The 25,348-nt window shown below is 52.5% G+C and carries 29 protein-coding genes; 25 read left to right on the forward strand and 4 right to left on the reverse strand.

Annotated elements, in window-relative coordinates; genetic code table 11:
• The first annotated feature begins 312 nt into the window (after window positions 1-312).
• Together ACZ51B_RS14090 and ACZ51B_RS14095 are read left to right on the forward strand one after the other, a co-directional pair.
• A complete protein-coding gene (locus ACZ51B_RS14090; RefSeq protein ID WP_464293970.1) occupies window positions 313-5,652 on the forward strand; it encodes an RHS repeat-associated core domain-containing protein in 5,340 nt (1,779 codons plus the stop codon).
• 95 nt (window positions 5,653-5,747) lie between these two features.
• Window positions 5,748-6,134: a hypothetical protein gene (locus tag ACZ51B_RS14095; protein ID WP_464293971.1), complete on the forward strand. Its 387-nt coding sequence runs from the start codon at window positions 5,748-5,750 to the stop codon at window positions 6,132-6,134.
• A 13-nt stretch (window positions 6,135-6,147) separates the two neighbouring features.
• On the opposite strand, the gene ACZ51B_RS14100 is transcribed toward ACZ51B_RS14095, so the two are convergent.
• The 3 genes from ACZ51B_RS14100 to ACZ51B_RS14110 all read right to left on the reverse strand — a co-directional run bounded on the left by ACZ51B_RS14100 (window position 6,148) and on the right by ACZ51B_RS14110 (window position 7,404).
• Window positions 6,148-6,465 carry a hypothetical protein gene (locus ACZ51B_RS14100; RefSeq protein WP_464293972.1) on the reverse strand — a complete coding sequence of 106 codons (318 nt, stop codon included), beginning with the start codon at window positions 6,463-6,465 and terminating at the stop codon, window positions 6,148-6,150.
• Complete coding sequence (gene fliS, locus ACZ51B_RS14105; protein WP_464293973.1) at window positions 6,455-6,865, reverse strand: flagellar export chaperone FliS; 411 nt, start codon at window positions 6,863-6,865, stop codon at window positions 6,455-6,457. Before fliS ends, ACZ51B_RS14100 begins: the two co-directional genes overlap by 11 nt.
• A 62-nt stretch (window positions 6,866-6,927) precedes the next feature.
• Complete coding sequence (locus tag ACZ51B_RS14110; protein WP_464293974.1) at window positions 6,928-7,404, reverse strand: hypothetical protein; 477 nt, start codon at window positions 7,402-7,404, stop codon at window positions 6,928-6,930.
• 225 nt (window positions 7,405-7,629) lie between these two features.
• On the opposite strand from ACZ51B_RS14110, the gene ACZ51B_RS14115 reads away from it, so the two are divergent.
• From ACZ51B_RS14115 to ACZ51B_RS14225, 23 genes are all read left to right on the forward strand, one after another.
• Window positions 7,630-7,815 carry a type Z 30S ribosomal protein S14 gene (locus ACZ51B_RS14115; RefSeq protein WP_464293975.1) on the forward strand — a complete coding sequence of 62 codons (186 nt, stop codon included), beginning with the start codon at window positions 7,630-7,632 and terminating at the stop codon, window positions 7,813-7,815.
• Between the two features lie 21 nt (window positions 7,816-7,836).
• Complete coding sequence (gene rpsH / locus ACZ51B_RS14120; protein ID WP_464293976.1) at window positions 7,837-8,232, forward strand: 30S ribosomal protein S8; 396 nt, start codon at window positions 7,837-7,839, stop codon at window positions 8,230-8,232.
• Between the two features lies 1 nt (window position 8,233).
• Window positions 8,234-8,800, forward strand: coding sequence for a 50S ribosomal protein L6 (gene rplF / locus ACZ51B_RS14125; protein WP_464293977.1), 567 nt, complete (start codon window positions 8,234-8,236; stop codon window positions 8,798-8,800).
• A 13-nt stretch (window positions 8,801-8,813) separates the two neighbouring features.
• On the forward strand, window positions 8,814-9,167 hold the full coding sequence (rplR, locus tag ACZ51B_RS14130) for a 50S ribosomal protein L18 (RefSeq protein ID WP_464293978.1): 354 nt from the start codon (window positions 8,814-8,816) through the stop codon (window positions 9,165-9,167).
• Window positions 9,168-9,170: 3 nt separating this feature from the next.
• Window positions 9,171-9,743 carry a 30S ribosomal protein S5 gene (gene rpsE / locus ACZ51B_RS14135; RefSeq protein WP_464293979.1) on the forward strand — a complete coding sequence of 191 codons (573 nt, stop codon included), beginning with the start codon at window positions 9,171-9,173 and terminating at the stop codon, window positions 9,741-9,743.
• Window positions 9,730-10,032, forward strand: a complete 303-nt coding sequence (gene rpmD / locus ACZ51B_RS14140) for a 50S ribosomal protein L30 (protein WP_464293980.1) — start codon at window positions 9,730-9,732, stop codon at window positions 10,030-10,032. Before rpsE ends, rpmD begins: the two co-directional genes overlap by 14 nt.
• Window positions 10,029-10,469, forward strand: coding sequence for a 50S ribosomal protein L15 (rplO, locus tag ACZ51B_RS14145; RefSeq protein ID WP_464293981.1), 441 nt, complete (start codon window positions 10,029-10,031; stop codon window positions 10,467-10,469). The genes rpmD and rplO overlap by 4 nt, the downstream gene beginning before the upstream one ends.
• Window positions 10,466-11,884 (forward strand): preprotein translocase subunit SecY, encoded by a 1,419-nt coding sequence (secY, locus tag ACZ51B_RS14150; RefSeq protein WP_464293982.1) that lies wholly within the window; start codon window positions 10,466-10,468, stop codon window positions 11,882-11,884. The genes rplO and secY overlap by 4 nt, the downstream gene beginning before the upstream one ends.
• A gap of 100 nt (window positions 11,885-11,984) precedes the next feature.
• A complete protein-coding gene (locus ACZ51B_RS14155; RefSeq protein WP_464293983.1) occupies window positions 11,985-12,629 on the forward strand; it encodes an adenylate kinase in 645 nt (214 codons plus the stop codon).
• Window positions 12,629-13,381 (forward strand): type I methionyl aminopeptidase, encoded by a 753-nt coding sequence (gene map, locus ACZ51B_RS14160; RefSeq protein WP_464293984.1) that lies wholly within the window; start codon window positions 12,629-12,631, stop codon window positions 13,379-13,381. Before ACZ51B_RS14155 ends, map begins: the two co-directional genes overlap by 1 nt.
• Window positions 13,382-13,403: 22 nt before the next feature.
• Complete coding sequence (gene infA / locus ACZ51B_RS14165; protein ID WP_464293985.1) at window positions 13,404-13,658, forward strand: translation initiation factor IF-1; 255 nt, start codon at window positions 13,404-13,406, stop codon at window positions 13,656-13,658.
• A 324-nt stretch (window positions 13,659-13,982) separates the two neighbouring features.
• Complete coding sequence (rpmJ, locus tag ACZ51B_RS14170; protein WP_464293986.1) at window positions 13,983-14,096, forward strand: 50S ribosomal protein L36; 114 nt, start codon at window positions 13,983-13,985, stop codon at window positions 14,094-14,096.
• A 28-nt stretch (window positions 14,097-14,124) separates the two neighbouring features.
• A complete protein-coding gene (gene rpsM / locus ACZ51B_RS14175; protein WP_464293987.1) occupies window positions 14,125-14,502 on the forward strand; it encodes a 30S ribosomal protein S13 in 378 nt (125 codons plus the stop codon).
• A 58-nt stretch (window positions 14,503-14,560) separates the two neighbouring features.
• Entirely contained in the window at window positions 14,561-14,953 is a 393-nt protein-coding gene (gene rpsK, locus ACZ51B_RS14180; protein WP_464293988.1) for a 30S ribosomal protein S11, read from the forward strand.
• Between the two features lie 6 nt (window positions 14,954-14,959).
• Window positions 14,960-15,946, forward strand: coding sequence for a DNA-directed RNA polymerase subunit alpha (locus tag ACZ51B_RS14185; protein ID WP_464293989.1), 987 nt, complete (start codon window positions 14,960-14,962; stop codon window positions 15,944-15,946).
• A gap of 63 nt (window positions 15,947-16,009) precedes the next feature.
• On the forward strand, window positions 16,010-16,462 hold the full coding sequence (rplQ, locus tag ACZ51B_RS14190; RefSeq protein WP_464293990.1) for a 50S ribosomal protein L17: 453 nt from the start codon (window positions 16,010-16,012) through the stop codon (window positions 16,460-16,462).
• Window positions 16,463-16,493: 31 nt separating this feature from the next.
• Complete coding sequence (gene truA / locus ACZ51B_RS14195; protein WP_464293991.1) at window positions 16,494-17,273, forward strand: tRNA pseudouridine(38-40) synthase TruA; 780 nt, start codon at window positions 16,494-16,496, stop codon at window positions 17,271-17,273.
• 61 nt (window positions 17,274-17,334) lie between these two features.
• Complete coding sequence (gene rplM / locus ACZ51B_RS14200) at window positions 17,335-17,781, forward strand: 50S ribosomal protein L13 (RefSeq protein WP_464293992.1); 447 nt, start codon at window positions 17,335-17,337, stop codon at window positions 17,779-17,781.
• Between the two features lie 5 nt (window positions 17,782-17,786).
• Window positions 17,787-18,182 carry a 30S ribosomal protein S9 gene (gene rpsI, locus ACZ51B_RS14205; protein ID WP_464293993.1) on the forward strand — a complete coding sequence of 132 codons (396 nt, stop codon included), beginning with the start codon at window positions 17,787-17,789 and terminating at the stop codon, window positions 18,180-18,182.
• A gap of 147 nt (window positions 18,183-18,329) precedes the next feature.
• Window positions 18,330-19,640 carry an MFS transporter gene (locus tag ACZ51B_RS14210; RefSeq protein WP_464293994.1) on the forward strand — a complete coding sequence of 437 codons (1,311 nt, stop codon included), beginning with the start codon at window positions 18,330-18,332 and terminating at the stop codon, window positions 19,638-19,640.
• Between the two features lie 58 nt (window positions 19,641-19,698).
• Window positions 19,699-20,709: a type I glyceraldehyde-3-phosphate dehydrogenase gene (gene gap, locus ACZ51B_RS14215; RefSeq protein ID WP_464293995.1), complete on the forward strand. Its 1,011-nt coding sequence runs from the start codon at window positions 19,699-19,701 to the stop codon at window positions 20,707-20,709.
• Between the two features lie 172 nt (window positions 20,710-20,881).
• Window positions 20,882-22,366, forward strand: a complete 1,485-nt coding sequence (locus ACZ51B_RS14220) for a M28 family metallopeptidase (RefSeq protein ID WP_464293996.1) — start codon at window positions 20,882-20,884, stop codon at window positions 22,364-22,366.
• Window positions 22,367-23,904: 1,538 nt separating this feature from the next.
• Window positions 23,905-24,894 carry an IS110 family RNA-guided transposase gene (locus tag ACZ51B_RS14225; protein ID WP_464293997.1) on the forward strand — a complete coding sequence of 330 codons (990 nt, stop codon included), beginning with the start codon at window positions 23,905-23,907 and terminating at the stop codon, window positions 24,892-24,894.
• 212 nt (window positions 24,895-25,106) lie between these two features.
• On the opposite strand, the gene ACZ51B_RS14230 is transcribed toward ACZ51B_RS14225, so the two are convergent.
• The gene (locus ACZ51B_RS14230) at window positions 25,107-25,334 is read right to left on the reverse strand and encodes a hypothetical protein (RefSeq protein ID WP_464293998.1); all 228 of its coding nucleotides are present in this window, start codon (window positions 25,332-25,334) and stop codon (window positions 25,107-25,109) included.
• Between the last annotated feature and the right edge of the window lie 14 nt (window positions 25,335-25,348).

The following is a 25,348-nucleotide window of genomic DNA, read 5'->3' on the forward strand; positions in this document are numbered from 1 at the left end:
CGACAAGGACTGTTACAGTCCCTGATGATTTTGGGCTTGGTCTTGCTGTGTTGCTGCGCCAGAGCGCAAGGCAACGATGCCCAGGTATCTCCAGGTGGGACGGTGACTGTCTCGGTACCCGTCCAGCTAACGATCAACTCTCCTGGTCCTCTTTGGACTATCGTTGATAGTAACTCTAATACAGTTGCAACAGACTCAGTTCCTAACGGTTGGTTTGTGATTCGGGTCTCGACAGGGACCTATACAATTTCGGCACCAACTTCGGCAGTTATTGCTAATAACTATAAAGCTGTTCACACATACATTGCTCCGATGAATGGTCAGATTGGGACCATTTATTTTGACGTCATACCGCCCACGGGGAATGCTCCAGCTACACCGACTGGATTGACTGCTACTGCCGGTGACTCACAGGTGTCTCTCAGCTGGAACGCGAGTTCTGGCGCAACTAAATACAACCTTAAGCGATCTACAACAATCTCTGGACCGTTTCAAACTGTTTGGTCTGGTTCTAGCCTTAGTGATGTTGACACGCCCCTGAACAACGGAACCACCTACTATTACGTTGTATCTGCAAAAAATGCCTATGGTGAAAGCGCAAACTCTGCACCTGTAAGCGCTACTCCGCAGCTTGGTATTCCTCCTGCCCCTACAAACCTCGTAGCAACACCAGCTGATCGTCAGGTCACGCTGACCTGGCAACCTAGTTACCATGCAACTGGTTATAACGTAAAAGTTGGATACAGTGCATCAGGTCCTTTCAGCACAGTCGCCAGCACGACCAGCCCATATTACGTTTACAAACCGCTTATCAACACTGAAACCTACTACTTTGTGGTCACTGCCACTAACTCGGCTGGAGAAAGTCCGAACTCTAACGTAGCAAGCGCAAGTCCATTTTCTGGCGGGGTTTCTGGGCCTCCCGCCCAGCTAGTTGCGGTTGCCGGAAATGGCCAAGTTGCCCTCTCTTGGGCTCCGACCACCGGAGCTTTGACTTACAATCTTAAGAGGTCGCTCACCAGTGGCGGACCTTATCAGAACGTAACCACTCAGATCGATAAGCTATCGATCATTGATTCCAGTGTCGTTAACGGTACGACCTATTACTACGTTGTAACGGGATGTAACGCTAGCGGAGAAAGTGCTTACTCCAATGAAGTATCAGCAACACCGAACGGGCCTGTTCCTCCCAATCCGCCGACCAACTTGAGAGCACTTCCGGGGAATGCAAAAGTGAACCTCTCGTGGAACGCAAGTGTTGGAGCGAGTAGCTACAACGTCAAGTGTTCCAATTCCCCGACTGGGCCATTTAGCCTTGTAACAAACGTTCCTGGTACGAGTTATGTTCATCAGTCGCTTACCAATGGCGTTACCTATTACTACGTTGTTACAGCCATGGGCGCGCTGGAGAGTGATCCTTCCAATGTTGCGAAGGCTACGCCTACCGCTGATCGGGTTCCGCTGGGGATTTTGCCCAATCCGCCGCTTGGTTTCCTTCCCGATGCGCTGACTGTGGTGCCTTGGATGGAGAGCACGATTCCATCCCATAGCTCTAATGCTCCTTCGGCGGGTCCGGCTTCGCTGTTTAGCATCAATCTGCCCTATGGAGTGGTTGATGCTAGTTCTGAGCCTGATGTTGTGATGGACGATCCGTTTGGAGGGCCGGTGGCTTTCCAGCGGTACTACCGCACAGCCCTTGCAAGTGGCAATCTTTCATCTCCGGGTTTGCCTGCCGGATGGACGCATAACTGGGACGTCAGGATGATTCCTCTGCAGCCAAATGCGTGGGGAAATATTCAGTTGGTTTATCCGAATGGTGCCTCGGAAGTTCTGGTTCCCAACCTGACTACCGTCATTACCAACCCAACGAATCCGACGAATCCGACTAACCCTTCGACTCCAGGCAGTAAGGCCAACCTGGTGCCGCCTCCAGGTGGTGGCGGCGGTGGATCAGGTGGAAGTGTGAACTTCACTGTTCCCGTTGGTGCGCCGTATACAGCAACAGGAATCCAGGATCCAAATGTCACCGGTAAATGGACGAGCATCACGCTTTGGCACAATGGTCAAGCTAAAGAAGTGTTCACGATGGACGCCGGTGACGACACTTACCGACTACATACCGTCGTGAACGGCTATGGGTCGCAACTCAACTTATCTTATAACTACAAGAGACTCATTCAGATTGCGAGTACCAGTGCGACGGGCAGCACGACTGGAAACGCCAACATCTCGCTGGCTTATGACTCTAATGGGGTGCTCGTCGGATCTCAAGTTTGGTCGAACTACAAGGGCGACACCGTGGGTATGTCGAGTGTGAACTACAACTACTCGAATGGTCTTCTCATGTCGGTTACCAATCGGTCGAACCCTGCGATTAACCAGTGGAGCTACGCGTACAAGGATGTTGGTGCCATCCAGCCATACCTGTATCGGTCCAACACAATCGGTGCAGGTTATGCCAACGTCAGTTTTGATGACCAGACCGGACGGGCTTCTGTTCTGACTGATGCGAACGGGAACCATACAAACTACATCTACACACCTTCCACCAGTACCACCACCGTTGATACCTACAGCGTCAATCAGAAGGAAGACAGTTACACGGTCACGTATGATGCGCTAGGTCGGCAGGTCGCTGAGAAGAATGCTGCTGGCAACACCAGCACTATGCAGTACGGGTCTTCTGATCCGTCTTCTATTACCGCCGTACTTCCACCCTCGGGTCCTGGTGTGTCTATCCAGCGGGATTCTCACTTTAATCCAACCCTATACACTTACCCTTATGGGAATAAGGTTGCGGTCACTTGGGAGTATCCGACGATTGCACCTTTTGGTCGAGTCACCAAGGTTCAGGAGCTAGGAAAGAACGGCGAAACGAAGCAGCCGACCACTTATCAGTATTACTCTACAACGAATGCGTCGACTGGTGCGTTTGCCGGATTTATTCAGAGCGTGACTATGCCACGTGGAGGCGTGATTAGCGTCACGTATACGGCGCTGGGTAATGTTGCGACTATTACGGCTCCGACTGCTGATGGTGCGACCGGAGTTACTCAGTTCGTTAACATTGCGACGTTTAACGGCAGCAACTTACCTGAAGTGATTGGGAAGCCTTGCAAGGTGATCGATCCTATTGGAAGAGTTACTCAGATTGGCTTTAACAACTATTTCACGACCGTCACAGACCCTTCGAATGTGCAAACGACGGTTCAGTATGATCGGTACTTCCAGCCGACCGATATCACGACTTTTAACTACCGTGCGATTCACTTCACACATGGCAACCCAGGCAAACCTGCGACGAGCGCCTATTTGTCCGATGGGAATCTTCCATCTCAGACGTTGTTCTATCAAAGCTATGACTCGGAACTCGGTGCTTTGACACTTAACGACATGTTCGGGCAGGCCAGCACGAACAGCCTTAATTCTTTATATGACCTCAAGGCTTTGACGAACGGGAATGGAGTTGCCATGCACAACTTCAGCGAGGATCTGTTTGGGAATACGTCACAGTCTTCCCATGGCCAGGGCAGTGGGGCACAGAGATGGACTCAGACCTACGATGTGAATGGGTTCGTGAAGACGTTTACTGGCCCGAACTATTCAGGTTCGTTTGATGCTCGGTGGCCTGGCGGGTTGCCTGGCCTCACCTATTTCCACGGGACTCAGCCTAACAACAGCACGAAGACGGGATATAGGGAGGTGACTTACGACGGTTTTGGGCGCGTGAACTACGATGCCTTGTCAGACGGTACTACCGTCGTTCATACCTACACCTACGACGATGAGAATCACGTGCTCAGTGACTCATGCTCCAACGATGTTGGGAATCCAGTAACCTATACCTACACCACGTCTGGGCATCGGAAGACGATGAGTGTGAGTGGTTACACTTACAATTACACTTACGATAAAGGTGGACGCGTTACTGCCATCAGCGTCACCAGCAATGGAAACGCGGTCACCGGTGTTGGTGCAACTTACACGTACGACGCGATGGACCGCGTGATTGCTGTCCGAACGCCGCAAGCGACGATCCTTTACACCTATGATCAGCTTGGTCAGATCACGAAACTTCAGAATCTGACGCCCGACGGGTATGTGCCTGACCCCAATACGTTGGCGATTGATCCGATCAATCAGAGTCAGCACAGCACGTTCTCTGTTTTCGATACGATGTCATATGACATTGCTGGCAACAGAACTGGGATGCGGTTCCTGATCCAGGGTCTCATCCCTATTAATGGTTTTACTCAAAGCTATGCTTCCGGCTCTGCAGCATTCATCTTCAACAACTCACATCTGTGGCAAGAAAACTGGACTATTGACAACGTCCCAGCGGCGTCTGTGCAGCGAGGCTATAACTACGATAGTGCCGAGAATCTAACTCAGGTCCGGGGTCTTACGTTTGGATATGACAAGTACACCGACCAGATCAATTCTGTTAGCGGAGGGTCTCCCTACTCCGATGTTCAGTACGATGTCACGGGTTCATTGACGAAGTTCCGCGGGATTGACGTTTCGTACAATTTATCGGGACAGGCGAGTTCTATCAAGAACGTTGCAATGAGTTATGGACCGGAGGGGCTTCGGGTCGCAGCGGGTTCTCTGAAATATAAATACGATGGCTCCATGATTCTGTTTGAGGGGGGCACCAACTATTTGTGGGGGCCGACTGGGCCGATTCAGCAGTTTGGACAAGGGTTTGAGGCCACCACGTTTACATATGATCCGAACGGCAATATGATTTGCCAAGTTAAACGAGAGACCCAGCCTCCTGGAAATATTGGTCAGTACATCCAAAGCGCACCTATCTTGTACGACGGTTACGGAGAGCCTGTTTGGAACCTTACTACCAGCGCTACTCCTAATGCTCCGTTAGGATATAAGGGGCAAGTCGGTTACATCACGGAGCGTGATATTGACCTGATTTACTGCTGGAACCGGTATTACGATCCGAGGTCTGGTCGGTGGATTTCTCCTGATCCGGCTGGACTAGAGGGTGGGATCAATGCTTATGAGTATTGCGAAGGGAATCCGATCATGTTGGTTGATCCAACTGGGCTTTTTGGATCCGATGTGGATGAATATTATGACTTTCTAGAGTGGAAAGCTGGCCTCAAAAAGGGGGAGAGGATTGCTATCATCATTGTTGGAGAGCCGGCAGAAACCGATTATATTGGCACCGCACAAACCGATGCTATATGGGCTCGGGCAAATGCAAAGGGGTTGAGTGAGTTGGGCTTTAATACTTACATTCTGAGGCCTAGGTCACTAGCAATTGCAAAAGCAGAAATCAGACAATTGCAGTCTGGTGACGCGCTTTGCGCCGTCGGACACGGATCTTCACGTTCTTACAAAACAGGTCCTAATAAAAAAATAATTATCGATATACCAGGAGTGCGTCTAACAGATGACCCATCTCAGAAAAAAACTGGCCGTAATGATCTCGCACTATATGCAGACGATATAGTGAAGTCCCTTAGAGGTAAGAGATTAAGTATGGTGTACTGGAATTGTTGTGGGCAAGGTCGCCCTCGTCATCTAGATTGGTGGTTTAAAATATCGGATATGGTATTTGCCACCCGGGGTGGTTGCTCCGTCTCTGATCCGGGGTTGCAACTACATACTAAACCGTCGATCCGAAGGTAGCTCTCTTTACTGATCATATAGCGTGGGCATGACGTGACGAGCGTGTCGAAACTCGCTCATAAAGGATTTTACATATGCTGAAAAGAAGGTTTACCATGAAGCTGCTTGCAGTTGCATTGCTTGTGACCGTTGTGTCTGGCTGCATGTTCGTTCTTTGGTTGAGAAGCGCCTTCCAAAGGGCGGAGCGACGATCTGTTGCTGAGGTGGATTTGCAGTGGAGTACCATACTTGTTTCGACGTTCTGGTGTGACAATGGCCGTCTACCTAACAGTGCTGAATATACGGCTCTCACGAAGAAAGACAAGGAAATGCCATTGCCGCTTGGGTCCGATTGGACATTTTCTTGCGAGTGGTTTTCAGAAGTCCGACCTCGCAAAGTGACCGTTTATGTGAAAGGGGCTGATATAGGTAGCAGTTCGTTTACGTTTACGCTCAACGGTTGTGGTCTGGATGACACTGCTACTCAGAAAGCTCCGCGCTGAGGTTGTAGCGGGATTAGCCTAGGTGTCCGGCGTCGAATTGCTTGGGTTGGGTGTAGGCTTTTCTGGCTTGGGCTACTTTTTCGGTGCCTCGGACTTGTTCTAGGATGGTGGCTTTGGATTTGGCCATGAGGAGCATGGTTTGTTTGTCTAGGTTGGCCAGTTCTTCGAATTGGGTGGGGTCTAGTTTTTGGTTGGACTGTTCTAGTTGCGTGATGATGGCTTCTCGTTGAGTGATGAGGGTGTTTACATCGGTCCAGTTATCGAGGTTGATGGCATCTTGCACGGCTAGGGTGAGGACTTGCAGTTTGTCTAGGGCTTCTTTAGGCTGCAAGTGGGACCTCTTGGACGTTGCCTGCTCGGGTGATTTTTTCTACTTCGACCCAGCTTTCTCTTAGTTCGGTGAGGGTTCTCATGGCTCGATCGATGCATTCGGCTCGATCTTCGATGTTTGCGGAGACTAGTTCTTCTAGCACGTAGGTGTAGAGTGCGAGCAGGTTTTTAGCGATTTCGCCTCCTTTGACCATGTCGAGGGAGGTCATGAGTTCCATGACGATTCGCTGTGCTTTTTGGATGTAGTAGTTCTGCTTTTGGATATCTCGGGCAGCCATTGAGATTTTGCCCTGTTCCATAAACTTCAGCGCTCCATCGTACAGCATGACGACGAGCTGTACCGGGGATGCGCCGATAACCGCGTTTTTTCGATACTCTTGAGCGTAGTTACCGTACGACAACTTTTTGTTCCTTTGGGTCCTGGTTGGACCTGAGAAAATTGTCGGTGAAAATCCTGAAGACTCTATGGTGATTCGTCGCTATCTGCGAGATCTTTTTGCGGGACGAAGGCAAAGCCGAGTGCGACGGCTATGGCGACCCAGGCTACGGGGAGGAGATAGGCGAGTGCGGGTGGGAACTCGGGTCTGGGGGCTTGGTCGGCCTGGTAGGCCATGTGTGCTTGTTGGAGTCTGAGGAAGAGGAAGATGCCGGATGTCATGGCTGCACCGACGAGTCCGCAGGCTCCTGCGACGCCTGTTTTTCTGATCATGGCCACTCCTAGGATGACGGAGGGGGTGAAGGAGATGGCGAGGCATTTGATGACGGTTTGGAGTTTGCTGATGTCTTGGAAGACGAGCCAGGGCCAGACGACTAGGCAGTAGGTGGTGATGGAGATGAAGACGAATGCGGAGCAGCCTGCGAGCATGTAGGCGTCCATATCTCTTTTTTTGACGGGTGGTCCGTCGTATTTCTCGTCTGTTTGGAGTGGCTCGAAGGCCATGTGGCCATTATGCGCTTGGGTTTGGGTGTTGGGGTAGGCATAGATGCCTGAAAAATGCGGTTTGGGGGCTTTTATCTCTTGTGGGGAGGTTCCACTGTGGTTCCGACTTAGGTATCCTACACAACTTGGGTGCTTTGCGCATCCAAATACAAGCAAGCCACGAACCAGGCACGCTTCCCTTCGCCGGGGAGTGCGCGAACCGGTTCGATAACGGCGGGAGAAACCATGGCGAAACAAGCGCTGATTGAAAAGCAACGTCTAAAACCTAAGTTCAAGGTTCGCGGATATAACCGCTGCCAACTGTGCGGCCGAGCACACGGATATTATCGATTCTTCCAGATTTGCCGAATCTGTCTTCGTGAGAAGGCTCATCGCGGCGAACTGCCCGGCGTAAAAAAGGCCAGCTGGTAACCCCACAGGAGAACTAAGAACATGCACAGCGATCCCATCGCGGACCTGTTGACGCGTATCCGAAACGGTGTCCAAGCTCGGCACCTTACCGTCGACGTCCCACAAAGTAAAATCAAAGTAGAAATTGTCAAGCTTCTTGAAGCTGAAGGATTCGTATCGGGTCATGAAATCTCAAATGAGACGAAGTTCCCTATGATTCGGATCACCTTGCGTTATGACAACAAGCGCAAGCCATTGATCAACCACATCGCACGCGTCAGCAAACCCGGTCTTCGTGTATACAAGCCGGTGAGCGATCTGAAGCCAATTCGAAGCGGCCTTGCCACTCGAATCATCAGTACGAGTGCCGGACTTATGACAGACCGCGAGGCCCGAAAGCGCAACATCGGCGGCGAAGTCATCTGCGAGGTCTACTAACATGTCACGAATCGGAATACGCCCGATTGCGGTCCCTGCCGGTGTGACGGTTTCGGTGGAAGAATCCACGAACATCGTTACTGTGAAGGGTCCTAAGGGCGAATTAGTACAACACATTTCCCGTCTCCTCACGGTTAAACAAGAGGATGGCACCCTGACTCTCGAGCGCCCGAACAACTTGCGCGAGGCTCGAAGTCAGCATGGTCTTGCTCGCACTTTGCTTGCAAACATGGTTGATGGCGTTACGAAGGGCCACCTGAAGACTCTTGAAGTCATCGGTGTTGGTTACCGTGTTCAGGTTCAGGGGCGCGATCTTCTGATGAACATGGGTTATTCGCACCCAGTCACCATTGCGGCACCGGCGGGCATTAGCTTTGAGGTCAAGGCTGATGAAAAGACTCGTGCCCAGCAGATTCTCGTCAGTGGAATCGACAAGGCCCTTGTTGGTCAGGTCGCAGCCGACGTACGTAAAGTTCGTAAGCCAGAGCCATATAAGGGCAAGGGAATTCGCTATCAAGGCGAAGTCGTTCGCCTCAAGGCTGGTAAGCGCGCTGCAGCGAAGAAGTAAGGAGTAACGGAAAGTGGCAACAAAAAACAGATCCGAATTACGCCTCAGCCGTCACGTCCGCCTTCGCAAGAAGGTCGTCGGGACCACTGAGCGCCCTCGGCTTGCGGTATTCCGCAGCCTCAAGCATATTTATGCCCAGATCATTGACGACACGCAGGGGGTTACTCTTGTGTCTGCTAGCACCACCGAGAAAGATTTCGGTGCGAGCGGAAACAAGGATGGCGCCAAGCTGGTTGGAGCAAAGCTTGCTGAGCGAGCTAAAGAGAAGGGTGTCTCGTCCGTCGTTTTCGATCGTGGTGGCTTCAAGTACCACGGCCGCGTCGCTGCTTTAGCAGAGGGTGCGCGAGAAGCCGGGTTGGAGTTCTAAACCATGAGAATGATGAACCGATTGAGCGGCAAGCGAGAGAGCCGCAATACCGAGGGGCCTCAGCTCGACGTTCGAGTTGTGCGGACCAACAAGGTATTTAAGACCCACAAGGGTGGTAAGACTGCATCTTGGTCGATCCTGGTTGTTGTTGGTGACAATAAGGGTTCGGTTGGAGTTGGTCTCGGTAAGGCGCGCGGTATTCCTGACGCCATCCGAAAGGCTGAGGAAGCGGCTCGCAAGAGCATGTTCCCTGTGCCTATGATCGGCAGCACGATTCCTCATGCTGTTGTGGCTAAGTCCGGAACTGCACAGGTTATTCTGCGTCCAGCTGCGGCTGGTACTGGCGTTAAAGCTGGTGGCGCGGTCCGAGCTTGCTTGGAAGCTTGTGGAATCCACGACATTCTTGCTAAGAGCCTTGGTAGCCGAAATGCTATCAACATGGCCTACGCAACCATCGAAGCCTTCCGCTCCCTTAACAGCCCTGAGACGGTTGCTGAGCGACGCGGCGTGGAAGCCAAGCAATTGACTCCATGGATTGAGAAGGCTCGAAAGGAGGAGGCAGATGCTGCGCATTAAGCTAGTCAAAAGCCCCATTGGTAACAATTGGCGCAACCGACGGACCGTTCAGGCCTTAGGATTACGTAAAGTTGGTCAGACCGTTGAGCATGCAGATACACCTAGCATTCGCGGTATGGTCCAGCACGTAAAGCACATGTTGGTTGTGGAAGTTCCTGAAGGGACCACTCCTGTAGCAGACGCTACTTCGAAGGGAGCTTCATCGCGACCACTGCCTGCGAGCGTACACGCTCCTAAGCCTGGTGTTAAAACCAACAAGGCTCAAGGAACGAAGGGAGGCAAGAAATGAGTCTAAATAATTTCCAACCGCCGAAGGGTAGTACCACTCGAAAGCGCCGTGTGGGTCGAGGTATCGGTTCGGGTATGGGTAAGACCGCAACCCGTGGTACCAAGGGACAGAAAGCACGACGACAGGTTCACCCTAACTTTGAAGGTGGACAGACTCCTATTCAGCGCCGACTTCCGGTTAAGAAGGGTTTCCGCAACATCAACCACAAGGAATATGCGATTGTCAACCTTGACGATTTGCAGAACCTGTTTGAGGCAGGTCAGGAAGTTACTCCTGAGCTGTTGATTGCTGCTGGAATCATTTCTAAGGTGATGGACGGAGTGAAGGTCTTGGCATTTGGCGAGCTTGATAAGAAGCTCACTGTTAAGGCACACAAGTTCAGCAAGGCTGCAGCTGATGCGATCACCGCTAAGGGCGGCGAGGTAGTCACGCTGTGAGTATCCCGTCGGGGTTAGGTGGCGGCGGCATCTCCAGTTCTGGAGGAGCACGTGGCGATAAGGGTTTGTCCCTTCCATTGGTCGAGACTTTCCGACTTGCTTGGGCCGACCCCGACCTAAGACAAAGAATCCTCTTTGTCTTACTCATGTTTGGGGTTTTCGCACTGGGAATTCACGTCCCAGTGCCTGTCCCAGGCTTGAGCGGTGATGCGGTTTACGAGAAGCTTAAGAACATCCCTGCTTTTGCGCTGATGGATGTTTTTGGCGGCGGTGCTTTGAGGAAGCTTTCGATCTTCTCTCTTGGCTTAAACCCTTACATCACTTCGTCGATCATCATGCAGATTCTTACGACGGCTCTACCGAGCTGGAAGAAGGAGATGCAGGAGGGTGGCGAGTATGCCCGAAAGGTTCAGAACCGACGAACTCGGTTGGCGACTCTTGCTTTGTGTCTCATTCAGGGCTGGGCTTTGGTTCAGTTGATGGGAGATGCACTTTCGAGCGTCACTTTGCCCATCAAGTTGATGATGGTGCTTTTCTGGACTGCTGGCGCTATGTTCCAGCTTTGGCTTGGCGAGCAGATTTCTGAGAAGGGTATCGGCAACGGTGTTTCTCTGATGATCTTCGCGGGCATCATCTTGTCCTTGCCTGGACAGGTTGGAAAGCTGATGGAAGGTGTGCGAGGTGGAGCGGTTAATCCTCTTAGCCTTGTGGTCATCGTTCTGATTTTCTTGGTTGCGACCTGGTTTATTGTTTACTTCACCACTGCGCAGCGCCGAATCCCTATTCAGCATATGAAGAGGCAGATTGGGACGCGTGTGATGGGTGGTTCGACAAGCTACTTGCCTTTGTCGGTAAACATGGCTGGCGTTCTGCCAATCATCTTCGCGGTTTCGTTTATCGGTCTTCCTCACCAGTTCGGCATGATGCTGGGTGGTTCGGATCCGATTCATCCGACTCCCATTGGTCATGCACTTGTGGCATTTGGTGAGTATCTGCAGCCTCAGAACAGCGATCCGATCGCTAGCTGGATGCCGATTCCGAAGGGTGTTCTTGGTTCGATTCTGTATACGGCTTTGATCTTTGCTTTCACGTATTTCTGGACAGCGATTCAGTACAACGTGGAGGACATCAGCAACAACCTCAAGCGAGGCGGTTCGTTTATTCCGGGTGTTCGTCCTGGTAAGCAGACCAAGGACTTCCTTGACGGTGTGATCTCAAGGATCACGGTTGTGGGTGCTGGCTTTATCGCCATGGTGGCTTTGCTTCAGTACATTGCCCCGGTCATTGCTCGCATCCCGCCGGGAACTTACATCAGCATTATTGGTGGCACTTCGCTGCTGATTATGGTGAGTGTGGCCCTCGAAACGATGCGACAAATCGAAGCAAATCTTCTGATGAAGCAATACGGTTCGTAAGAACGGATAAACTACATAAGCGAAGTTCAAGGGAAAAGTTGGGGTTAAAATCCCACCTTTTCCCTTTTCGACATTCTAAATAGAGTTTTAACGTCAAAAAATGAGACTGATCCTGATTGGCCCGCCCGGAGTAGGCAAAGGCACCCAGAGTGCTTTGCTATCTGCCCGGTTGGGTCTCAAAACAATGTCCTCTGGCGACATCTTCCGAAAGGAGATCGAGGCGGAGACCGACCTGGGGCGATTGGCTAAGCGCTACATTGACCATGGTGAACTGGTTCCAAACGGAGTGACCATCGAGATGATGGCGAAGCGGCTTCGTGACGAGGACGTGCGCAAGAAGGGATTTGTTCTCGACGGATTTCCACGAACGGTTCGTCAGGCTGAGGCTTTGGACGAGTTGTTGTTTGAGATGGAGATCGGTCTTGATAAGGTTGTCAGCATCGAAGTGGATGAAGAGGTCGTACTGGCGCGACTGAGCGGGCGATTGGGATGTACGAAGTGTGGCGAGCTGTATCACAGCAAGAACAAGCCACCCAAGCGTGAGGGGCTTTGCGACAAGTGCAACGGTCCTTTGTTTGTTCGTACCGACGACCAGCCCGAAACCATTCGTGAGAGGTTGCGCGTTTTCCGCGAGAACACTGCTCCTGTGATTGGCTACTACCAGCAGAGCGGCGATTTGCAGCGTGTGGACGGCAGCTTGGGACCTGAAGAGACCTATGCTCAAATCGTAGGACCGAAGGCTTAATGGGACTGATTAAATCTCCTGCTGATATTGCGAAGATGAAGGAGTCGGGACGTATTGTCGCCCGTACACTTCGGCTTTGTTCTGAATCGATTGTTCCTGGCAAGACGACTCCGAAGGAGTTGAACGACCTAGCGGATCGGTTGATTCGCGAAGAGGGCGGCATTCCGAGTTTCCTTGGGTATCGCGACTTTCCGGCTTCTGCCTGTATCTCGGTGAACAGTGTGGTTGTGCATGGCATTCCTACAGGCGACGTGCTTGTGGAGGGTGACATTGTGAGCTTGGACTTTGGCGTGGTGAAGAACGGCTGGCACGCGGATGGCGCTTGGACGTATCCGGTAGGTGCGGTGAGCCAGGAGGCACGTCGTCTGATGAATGTGACTCGTGAGAGTTTGTATCAGGGGATTGCCAAGGCGCGGGCTGGTGCTCGGATTGGTGATATTGGTCATGCTGTTCAGCGGTATGTTGAGATGCATGGTTATGGGGTTGTTCGCGACCTGGTTGGACACGGCATTGGTCAGAATTTGCATGAGGAGCCGCACAGTGTTCCGATGTATGGCAAACCTGGTAAGGGGGAGTTACTCCGCGAGGGCTATACGATTTGCATTGAGCCGATGATCAACGAGGGAACCCATAAGGTGTCGATTTTGCCTGACAAATGGACGGTTGTTACGGCAGATGGTAAATTGAGTGCGCACTTTGAGCACACCGTTGCGATCACAAAGGATGGCGCGGAGATTTTGACTACCGAATAAACCGAGTACACTAGAGTCATACATGGCGAGAAGAAAACCACCCTATAAGCCGCAGCAAGACAAAGAGAAGGGCATCGAGATCGAAGGCATGGTCATGGAAAACCTTCCTAACGCCCGATTCCGAGTGAAGCTCGACGAAGGTCAGACGGAGATCCTCGCACACGTGAGTGGCAAGATGCGAATGAACTACATTCGAATTTTGCCTGGCGACCGTGTCCGCGTAGAGCTCAGTCCTTATGACTTGACGATGGGCCGAATCGTTTACCGATACAAATAGGCTGTCCTGCACCGATTAACCGAAGTGCCTGGTTCTCTTTTGGGAGGGCCAGGCACTTTTTTGTTGTGGCTGTTTTAGTAGCGGGTATTCTTGATAAGTTCTGTTAAGGGGACGATGCTCAATCTGTAGTTCAAACCGAGCTGTCTTCATCTACCTGTGGTGTGGAAACCCGCAGATATCCAACAGAAACCTGCTCCAATGCTAGATATAGCACGCAGAGCTTGGGTATCATTCCTTCTTGCGTCAGCCAGCGCATCGTGAAAACGATAAGCGCACTACGCACTCCACATCTTAATAGGACGTGGAAACTAAGGCGATTGAATCATGAAAGTTAGGGCAAGTGTTAAGAAGATTTGCGATAAGTGCAAGATCATTAAGCGCAACGGTGTTGTGAGAGTGATCTGTGAAGTGCCTAAGCACAAGCAGCGCCAAGGTTAAGCATAGAGGCTGATAGGAAAAACTAAGCATGGCGAGAATTGCAGGTATTGACCTCCCGCGCGAGAAAGCGGTCCTTTATGCGCTTCCTTTGCTCTTTGGCATTGGTAAGCACAACGTCCATGAGCTAGTCGAAAAGGCTGGCATCGACCCTCGCAAGAAGATTAAAGATCTTGACGAGCAAGAGATTGGACGACTGCGCGAGATCCTCGATAAGGAATATCAAATCGAGGGAGATCTCCGACGCGAAGTCAACGGCAACATCCGACGTCTCATGGAGATTGGATGCTACCGAGGAATTCGCCACAGACGTGGTTTGCCTGTGCACGGACAGAACACCCGGCACAACGCGCGAACCCGTAAAGGTAAGCCCAAGACCGTCGCTGGTAAGAAGAAAGCTAAGAAGTAAAAATTGACGTTAGGCTGCTGAAGTGGCCTAACGATCACCCGACCCCAAGACCCAACAAATGGCAAGAAAAGCAGTTCAGAAAGGCAAGCAGAAAGAGCGGAAGAACATTCCGGTCGGTATGGCTTTTATTCACGCGTCGTTTAACAACACGCTGATCACGATTACTGATCCTCAGGGGAATACAATTTCCTGGGCGAGCGCCGGTAATGTGAACTTTAAGGGAAGCCGAAAGGGAACTCCGTTTGCTGCTCAGGTTGCTGCCGACAAAGCTAGCCGGATTGCTCAAGAGCACGGCCTCAAGCGAGTTGATGTGTGCGTAAAGGGACCTGGTTCAGGACGCGAGACCGCTATTCGATCTCTTCAGGCTTCCGGGCTTGAAGTGGCGAGCGTTTGCGACGTCACCCCTATTCCACACAACGGCTGCCGACCGCCCAAGCGAAGAAGAGTCTAAAGCAACATGCCCCACATCTCTACTCTCGATCTTCAAAACGACTACGGGAAATTCATCCTGGAGCCGTTGGAGCGCGGATATGGCCAAACCATTGGCAACGCACTCCGGCGTGTTCTTCTCTCGTCTATTCAGGGTGCTGCGATTGCGGCTATCCGTGTAGACAAGGTTTTCCACGAGTTCGCCCCTATCCCAGGTATCAAGGAAGACACCACCGAGCTGATCTTGAACCTAAAGGACGTTGCAATCCGCTCGAATCTCGAAGGTCCCTTCGATGAGCAGATTCTGCACATTGATGTGAAGGGTCCTGGTCGTGTAACCGGTGCCGACATCGTATGTCCAGAGGGCATTGAGATCGTGAATCCCGAGGCGTACATTGCGACCATTAGTGATCCCAATGCGAGTCTCGTCATGGAGCTCTATGTAGGCTGGGGCAGCGGCTATGTGCTCCCACAGAATCAGGATCGGTACAAGGGCATGATTGGTGTGCTTCCAACTGGAGCCCAATACACCCCCGTTAAGAAAGTGAATTACACCGTCGAGCAGACTCGTGTTGGTATGCGTACTGACTACGAGCGAATGGTTCTCGACATCACGACTAACGGTGCTGTCCGACCTAATGACGCTCTGTCGCAGAGTGCTCACATCCTGGATAAGTATTTCCGCATGTTCTTTGACCTCGGCGCTGCCGGGTTTGAGGCTGACGTCATCGAAGAGAACAACCCAGATGACGAGATGCTGAAGAATGTGCCGGATCTTCGCATTGAGGAGTTGGACTTCTCGCAGCGCACCTTCAACTGTCTTCGACGCGCAGGCATTCTGACGCTGAAGGCTCTTGCAGTTGCTAGCGAGTCCGACCTTACTGCGATTCGCGGTTTCGGTAAGAAATCGTTGTTAGAGGTTCGAGATAAGCTCCACGAGCATGGTCTCGAGTTGAAGCCACCTAAGGGCGGCTATCGAATTGATGCCTTTGACGACGAAGACGACGATTTCTGAAGTTAGTGCGGGCGTTCGTGCCCGCATTCGGTTTTTACAGGCTGTGAAGCCTGGCATAGGAAGATGAGACACAAAGTTGACCATAGGAAGCTAGGCCTGCCGACAGACCAGCGGATGGCGCTGCTAACCAACCTGCAGCGACAATTCATCCGTCACGGTTATGTACGCACCACCCTAGGCCGTGCAAAAGAGACCCAGCGACTCGTTGAGAAGCTGATCACCCTTACCAAGATGGAAGATGGCCTTGAGGCCCGACGCCGCGCTCGCAAGGTGCTTGTCGGTCACAGCCAATCCAGCAAGAAGCCCGTAAAGCTGCTTGCAGGTAAGACCGAGGGCGAAAAGATTCAGATTCTTGCCGATCGAAGCCTTATTAACGGCGAAGATTTGGTCAAGCATCTTTTCGACAATATCGGTCCTCGTTATAAGACTCGTCCCGGCGGATACACTCGCCTCACCAAGATCGGACCTCGACGTGGTGATGCGGCTCCTTGCGCCGTTCTTGAGTTAGTCGATTAATAGGGCAGGCTCTAAGCCTGCTTTAACTAATATGAGAATCAAGCTCGTCGTAGGTTACGACGGCACCGATTTCAACGGCTGGGCCGTACAAGCTGGACGGAGAACCGTCCAGGGAACATTGAAAGAAGCTGTTCGCCTCATCTCGGGCGAGGAAATTGAGATCTTAGGAGCAAGTCGTACTGATGGCGGTGCTCACGCTAAGGGTCAGGTTTGTCATTTCGATACGAATGTGGCGATCCCTCCTGAAAAGTGGGCAAGTATTTTGAACCGCCGGCTAGCTGATGATGTCGCTATATTGCGATCTAGCAGAGTTCCCGACAGTTTCCATAGTCGGTTCTGCGCGATTGATCGCCATTACCGCTACCGGATTCATCTAGCAAATCGCGACCCGCACCGCTCCCGGTTTACGCACTCTTTTCATCGTTCTTTGGATGTTGAGAAGATGCAGATTGGGGCGAACGCACTTCTAGGACGACACGATTTTCTCGCTTATACGGAGGAGCTGGAGCCCACGGTGTTGAATACGCATCGGGAGCTGTTTCGCTTTGATGTATCGCGTAGTCGAGATGAGGTGTGGGTGGACGTGGTCGGTACGGCGTTTCTTCGTGGAATGATGCGAAGGATGTCCGGGGTGCTCCTAGAAGTAGGATGCGGTCGACGACCCGTCGAAGAGGTCAGCAGGCTCCTTACAAAAGAGGGGCAGGAAAATCTCCAGTGGCCAGTGGTGCTGCCAGCAAAGGGACTTTGTCTCATGCGGGTTCGCTACGGACGTCATCCACGAGACAACCGAACAGTTTCTATAGATTCGTAGCGGCAGAGCTAGCTCTGCCCCTGACATGCAAGGCAGATTTTCTGCCGCTACAAGACCGAAAATGAACAGAACGACAACTATAAAGGAAGGCTCAATTGAGCACAAATGGTACGTGGTGGACGCATCCGGCATCCCCGTCGGCCGTTTGGCAGCTCAGGTAGCGCAAGTGATTCGAGGCAAGAACAAGCCGAACTTTGCCTACAATGCTGACTGCGGTGACTTTGTCATCATCATCAACGCCGAGAAGGCCGTGCTTACTGGAAAGAACAAGCGCGACGAACTGATTTACTGGCATACAGGCTGGCCAGACGGTTTGCGCAACATCTCACGAGGCAAGATGCTCGATGAGAATCCAGAGAAGCTCATTGCAAAGGCCGTTTGGGGCATGACACCCAAGACCAAGCTCGGCAAGCAGCTCTTCAAGAAGCTCAAGGTTTATGCTGGCAGCGAGCATCCTCATGCAGCACAGAACCCAGTTCCTCTTAATATCAAAAAGGATAAGAATTAATCACGATGGCAGCAACGCAAACCAACTACGGAACGGGGCGACGCAAGTGCGCCATCGCACGAGTCTGGATTACTCCAGGCGAGGGCAAAGTCACTATCAATAAGCGAGAGATGAAAGAGTATCTGGGTCGCCCAGTTCTTGAGATCCTTGTTAACAGTCCTCTGGTTCACCTCGGTATGGACGGTCGATTTGATGTTATCGCAACTGCAAAGGGTGGCGGTATCACTGGTCAGGCTGGTGCTATCCGACTCGGAATTGCTCGCGCACTCGTTGAGTACGATGAGACCCTTCGCAAAGAGCTACGAGCTGGTGGTTACCTGACTCGAGACTCGCGAATTAAAGAAGCTAAGAAGTACGGTCGTAAGAAAGCACGACGTGGCTTCCAGTTCGTTAAGCGCTGAGATCTTCCTTACAACCTCCTCCAGAGTTTTCTTTGGGGGAGGTTTTTGTGTTTGGACGGCCTATGAAAGGTCTGATTTATCTCATCCCTTGGCCCATTTGAGGCTAGGAGTGCAACCTAACAGGGCATACTAACGCAGTAACACCTGATGTCTGTCGTCACACCCGAAGCTCCGGATTCTCCTGAAAGCACTGCTCCTGTTTGGAAGCAGCCGGCTGTGCGACACCTTTTGCTCATTGCTCTTCTTGCTGAGATTGGGTACGCGGTGCTGAATATCTCTACCATGCCCGTTTATCTGCAGGAGGCTCCTGGTCCGCACGGGTTGTTGATTCCTGAGGGGCGCGGATTGGGTGCTTCTGTTATTGGATTGGTGGTGACGGCCTTCCTTTTGAGCGAGGCGATCTTTAAGAGTCCGATGGGGGCTTTGGCGGATCGGTTTGGGCATCGGAAGTTGATGTTTGTGGGGCCGGTCATTACGACTTGCACTTCCTTGTTGACTTTATTGATTCCGATGAATGCGGGGGCTTGGGAGGTTTTGTGCCTGATTTTGCTTCGCGTGTTTGATGGAATTGGGGCGGCTATGTTGTGGCCGGCGGCTTTCTCGCGGATGGGGAGCGCTGTGAATGACCAGCAGCGTCAGCAGGCGATGTCTTTGTTGAACCTTTGCTACATTGTTGGGATTGCGATTGCGATGCCGATTGGTGGTGCGGTGAACGTGGCATTTGGGCACAAGTATGCGAGTTTGTTCTTGGCTTGTGCGCTCTTTGCGGGCGTGGCTCTCTGCGTGTTCAAGTTGATTCCTGCCCATGAGGAGCCTCATTCTGCGGTTGTTGAGGGGCATGCGGAGGTTGGGTTTAAGGATCTTGTTCGGTCTGTGAAGGAGATTCCTAGCTATCTGATGCTTGCGGTGGTGACGTTTGCGGGGATTGGTTTCCCGATGGCGATCATCAAGCTGTTTGCTCAGGACGAGTTTAAGATGAATGAGGTCGCGTTTGGCGTGTTGGTGCTGCCTGCGGCGATCTCGATGGCTTTGTTTAGCGTTCCTCTTTCGAAGTTTGGCGAGAAGCTAGGTAAGGGGCGGGCGGTTCACATTGGGCTTGGGCTATGTGCGATTGGGCTTGGTGTGATGAGTCTGGGTGGGTTCTTGCCTTTTCTCCGGACTGGATTTGCCCTCGCTTTGTGCGGACTTCCTGTGGGAGTTGGGTTCTTGTTGACCATTCCGGCTTGGATGGCGAGCGTGAGCGATATTGATCCGAACCGTCGGGGGGCCAATATTGGTGCTGTGATGACGGCTCAGGGGTTGGGGGCGATCATTGGTGCTCCTATTGGGAGTGCGATGTATGAGAAGTTGGGGTTCCTTGGAAGTCACCTGGCCCACTATTCTCCACTGATCGCGTGTGCCATTTGCGTCACGTTTGGCTGGATGCTTTCTTTGCGCTTGCTTCGGGCTCACACCTAGGTAAACTCCCCCTTTGGAGTACCAGGCATTGTCGCCCGGGCAACTTCCGGGAGACGGAATGGCAATTAAAATTGGAATCAACGGCTTTGGACGCATCGGACGACTTTCTCTCCGAACGATCCTCGAAAGATATCCCAACGACCTTGAAGTCGTAGCCGTCAATGACTTAACGGATACCAAAACAAACGCACATCTTTTCAAATATGACTCGACCTACGGCCCTTTCAAGGGTGAGGTTGATCACGACGATCAGACTTTCCACATTAACGGCAAGGCCATTAAGGTATTTGCTGAGCGAGAGCCTGGCAATATCCCCTGGGACACTGCTGGAGTCGATATCGTTATCGAATCCACAGGTTTCTTCACAGACGCGACCAAGGCTGCTGCGCATCGAAACCACGGAGTCAAGAAGGTCATCATCTCGGCTCCTGCTAAGAATGAAGACAAGACAATCGTTCTAGGTGTCAATGACGGCACTTACGATCCATCTGCTCACCATGTCATTAGCAACGCGAGCTGCACCACCAATGGTTTGGCTCCTGTGGCTAAGGTATTGCACGAGAAGTTTGGAATTGAGAAGGGTCTTCTTACCACTGTCCACGCGTTTACGAATACTCAGAAGACTCAGGATACGGCGGCTAAGGATCTTCGCGACGCGCGAGCTGCTAGCCAGAATATTGTTCCTAGCTCGACGGGTGCTGCGAAGGCTGTTGGTTTGGTTATTCCAGAGCTTCAGGGCAAGTTTACGGGTATGGCTTTCCGAGTTCCGGTTGCGACCGTTTCGGTTGTCGACTTCACCGCGCTTTTGAGCAAGGAAGTCAGCGTTGCTGAGATCAATGCTGCGATGAAGGAGTATGCCGAGGGTGCTATGAAGGGCATTCTTCTTTACAGCGACGAAGAGCTTGTGAGCACGGACTTGAAGGGTAACACTCACTCCAGCATTTTCAGTGCGGTCGATACCATTGGTCTCGGCAGCATGGTGAAAGTTGTGAGCTGGTATGACAACGAGTGGGGCTATAGCTGCCGAATTGCAGACCTCACGAAGTTTGTGGCTGACAAGGGTCTATAAGACTCGTCTTGTATCCAGGGGTTTCTCGTTGTGAAACCCTTGGAGCTGATATGCTTACGCCTCTTAAACTTGGATGTCCTGGTAAATCAGCCAGGATCCTTAGCTAAGCGAACACATCATTTTTGCAATAGAAGTGCAGCAGAAAGGCTAGCAATCATTGTAGGCTTGTTTCATGAAGCGTGTGATCGCCCAGTTTCTTACTGCAAGTTGTCTTATTTCCGCCGCCTACGCACAGTTTCCGGGGGCTGCGCCTGTTCCTGCTGAGTACAAGAAGGGTTATGAGTCGATTACGATTGATAACGCCAAGCGGATTCTTGGGTTTTTAGCGGGGCCTGAGTGTGAGGGGCGGGGGAGTGGGCAGCCTGGTTTTCAGAAGGCGGCTGACTTTATGGCGAAGGAGTTTAAGGCTGCGGGCCTGAAGCCCCTGGGCGAGGATGGGACTTACTTCCAGTCGGCGATTTTCACGCGCAGTCGGATGGATCCTACCAAGACTCTGCTTGAAGTGTTTAGTAAGGGGACCTCTTTTGACTCTTCGCAGGTGGTGTTGAACCAGGGGCCGGATGATCTGAATGTGACGGCAACGCCGGTTCTGATTGTTTATTCTGGGAAGGGTGCTCGGGTTTCGGATGAGCTTTCTCTGAAGGATCGGATTGTGATTTTGAAGGGTGACGTGCCGAATCCTAGGCTTGCGAGCCAGTGTCTTCGGCAGGATGCGGTGGCTGTGTTGATGGTGGTGGACAAGTTGTCGGAAGCGACTTGGCGAGCGCGGATGGGTGAGGGGACTATCTCGCCACAGAGTCCTTCTGGGACCATTTCGGCTGAGGCTGCCAAGAAGTTGATTGCGGATCTTGAGATCACGGAGCCTGCTGCTCCTGCGGCGGGGGCGATTACTGCTGCGACGGGGAAGAAGTCGGTGCGGTTGAAGGGCAAGCGGCTTGTTGAGAAGGTGAAGGTGCCGAATGTGGTGGGGATGATTGAAGGTTCCGACCCTACGCTGAAGGCTGAGATTGTTGGAGTGGGCGGTCATTTGGATCACCTTGGGAAGCAGGGGACCGTTGTTTATCCTGGCGCCGATGATGATGGATCGGGGTCGACCGCTGTTGCGTTGGTGGCTCATGCGATGGCTGCGAGTCCGGTGAAGCCGAAGCGAAGCATCATTTTTATGACGTTCTTTGGCGAGGAGATGGGGCTTTTGGGTTCTTCTTACCTGGTGAACCACCCTATGTTTGACTTGAAGAGCATGGTGACGGAGCTTCAGATGGACATGGTTGGTCGGGATTCTGACGGTGTTCAGAACGGGGATCCGAGCCGGGTGGACAAGGCTGATGAGAATCGCGAGACGATTCGGTTGGTGGGTAGCAAGCGGATTTCGACCGAGCTGGATGCGACGATTCAGGATTTGAACAAGTATGTCGGGTTCAAGTTTAAGTACGACGCGGAGGATGTTTACACTCGAAGCGATCACTACAACTTTGCGGCGAAGGGGATTCCGATTGCGTTCTTGTTTGATGGGTTCCATCCGGACTACCATCAGCCGACCGACACTGTGGACAAGATTAACTTCTTGAAGTTGACGAATGCGGCGAAGTTGTATTTTATGACGGCGTTGAAGATTGCGAACCAGCCGGAGCCGCCGAAGAAGGACGTTACGAAGTAGGGCTGGTTTGGTAGGTTGTCATTTTGACGAAGGGACAGTGATGGTTCCCGCCCTGGTGCTGCATTCGCAGCACCCCACCCCATTGATAAAGCTGCGCTTTCCCAGGCCTCCGCTTCGCTGCGACCTGGGCTGATATATCTCGCCCCTTCAGGGCTTTCGGACGTTGTTTGTCGGGTTTGGTTTCGGATTGGTTTGGCCTGGTTGAGGGATGGTTGCCCCCCCTTGGGGTGCGGTTTTCGGTGGGTCCTCGGAGGCGGAGCGTGCTAACAGCACTTGGGTTGGGTGGTGGTAGGTTAACAGGACTGCGTCCTACGCTCGCACGGAGCGCCCCGTTCGGGGCTGGAGAGATTTAGCGGAAGGGACTATTTTCGTATGCCGGGCTTTCAGCCCTCTCGGAAGGGTTGGGTTTTATTGAGGGTTGGTGGCTTCTGGCACCCCGTCGGGGTGCGGTTCTTGGTGGGAGCTATCGGTGGGTCTTCGACGCCACCGCTATTTTCTGGCATCCCATTCGGGATGCTTCGGAGGTGGTGGGGGGCGTGCTTAGAGCACTTCGGGTTTAGTGGTGGTTGGTTTCCAGGACTGCGTCCTTCGCTTGCACGGAGCGCCCCATTCGGGGCTAGGGTTGGGTTCTATTTGTGAGTCGGGCATTCTGCGACTCCTCTGGAGTCGGGGGAGTAGAGGTCGGCCTTCCAGGGGTCTTCGACGCCCTGGCTATTCTCTGGCATCCGGTTTGGGATGCTTCGGAGTGGAAACGGAGCGTGCTGACAGCACTTGGGGTTTGTGGTGGTTGGTGACCAGGACTGCGTCCTTCGCTCGGACGGAGCGCCCCGTTCGGGGCTGGGGAGCGTGCGTTGCTGACTTCTTGTTGGATTTGAAATCGGGTGGTATTTGGTAGGTTTTTCCCCCTCACTCCGGCTCTCTCCCCCAAATTCCGGAGAATTCGGGGGAGAGAGGGTCGCGGAATGGCTTTTGATCCTAGGGCTTGCGCCGTTGGGCTGTTGGTATGCCGGTCTTTCAGACCTCTCGGAGGGGTTGGATGTCGTTGAGGGTTGGAGGCTTCTGGCACCCTTTCGGGGTGCGGTTGTTGGCGGTGGCTTTCGGTGGGTCTTCGACGCCACCGCTACTTTCTGGCATCCCGTTTGGGATGCTTCGGAGCCGGATGGGGAGCGTGCTTGCAGCAGTTTGGTTTGGTGGTGGTTGGTTTTCAGGACTGCGTCCTTCGCTCGGACGGAGCGCCCCATTCGGGGCTAGGGTTGGGTTCTATTTGTGAGTCGGGCATTCTGCGACTCCTCTGGAGTCGGGGGAGTAGAGCTCGGCCTTCCAGGGGTCTTCGACGCCCTGGCTTGTAAGTTAGAGTTGGTTGGCAGGTCCCGAACGGTTGATACGCATGCCCTGGCTAGAGGCAATGTCCTCGTTCGTTAGATCGCGTTCGTTCGGGCCTCCCCCGGTCCTCGTACAGCATCTTGATATCCTTGCTCGATTTCACAAGCTTGAGGCGACGGGGTGGACCCTGCTTTCCAGTTTAGCGGAGAAAGAACATGAATCAAGATTGGGTTGTAGGAGTTGATGTTTCCAAAGGTTGGTTAGATGTATGTGCTTTAAGCGTTGAAGGAGAGATTAAAGAGCGGCGTTTTGACAACAATCCTGGCGGCATTGAACAGATTCTCAAATTCATAAGAGCCTTGAAGCAGGTTACGTGTGTTGGCATGGAATCAACAGGTGGATATGAGTTCAACCTTGCATGCGCAGTTCATGAGGCAGAGTTTAAGGTCAGTGTTGAGAATCCCCGCCGCATTAGAGACTTTGCAAGAGCGATGGGAAAGCTCAACAAGACAGACAGAGCTGATGCTAAGGCGATTGCGGAGTACCTGATACGGGTTGGAGGTTCCAAGTGGCACCTGGCGGATGTCAAGGTTCGACATCTATGCGTTTTGAACCGGCAGCGAGACTTTCTCCTGGAAGATCTCCAAAGGTGCAGTAGCCGTTTGTTACACAAAGAGCGCTTCCCAGACATCGCTGTTCGGCAGCTAGAAGAGCAGGTCGCTTTGCTGAACATACAGCTCAAAGAGCTTGAACAAGCTCAGCTTGATCTCGTTGAGAACAGTGAGTCTTTGAAGCAGGATATGCAGGCTCTGACAGCCATCTGTGGCGTTGCGACCACCACCGCTCTTCTCGTCCTTTCTGAAGCGGGAGATGTGGAGAACTACACTGATGCACAAAGCTACGCAGCTGCTGCAGGACTTAATCCATGCCGCAAAGAGTCTGGACTCATGAGAGGTAAGACAAGGCTCTCTAAGAAGGGCAATGCGCGTCTTAGGAAAGGTCTTTACTTTAGCGCCGCCGCTGCTGGGAGGCACCACGAGGTTATCAAGGCTTTTAGACAGCGACTACTTCAATCTGGAAAGACCAAGATGCAAGCTCTCATCGCTTGCATGCGCAAACTACTCATGATCTGCTACGGAGTTCTTAAGGCACTTAGACAGGGCAAAACACCCTATTACGGAGTGAAACCAGCCCTAACCACTTGACAAGTCAAGACAGCATCTATTCTCTGGCATCCCTTTTGGGATGCTTCGGAGTGGAAACGGAGCGTGCTGACAGCACTTGGGGTTTGGTGGTGGTTCGTTTCCAGGACTTCGTCCTTCGCTTGAACGGAGCGCCCCGTTCGGGGCTGGGGAGCGTGCATTGCTGACTTGTCGTTGGATTGGAGATCGGGTGGTATTTGGTTGGTTTTGCCCCCTCACTCCGGCTCTCTCCCCCAAATTCCGGAGAATTCGGGGGAGAGAGGGTCCCGGAATGGCTTTTGACATCGGGGCTTGCGCCGCTGGGCTGTTGGTATGCCGGTCCGTTGGACCTCTCGGAGGGGTTGGGTGTCGTTGAGGGTTGGTGGCTTCTGGCACCCTTTCGGGGTGCGGTTTTTGGTGGGAGCTATCGGTGGGTCTTCGACGCCACCGCTACTTTCTGGCATCCCGTTTGGGATGC

Source organism: Fimbriimonas sp. LA-C6, from assembly GCF_055398105.1.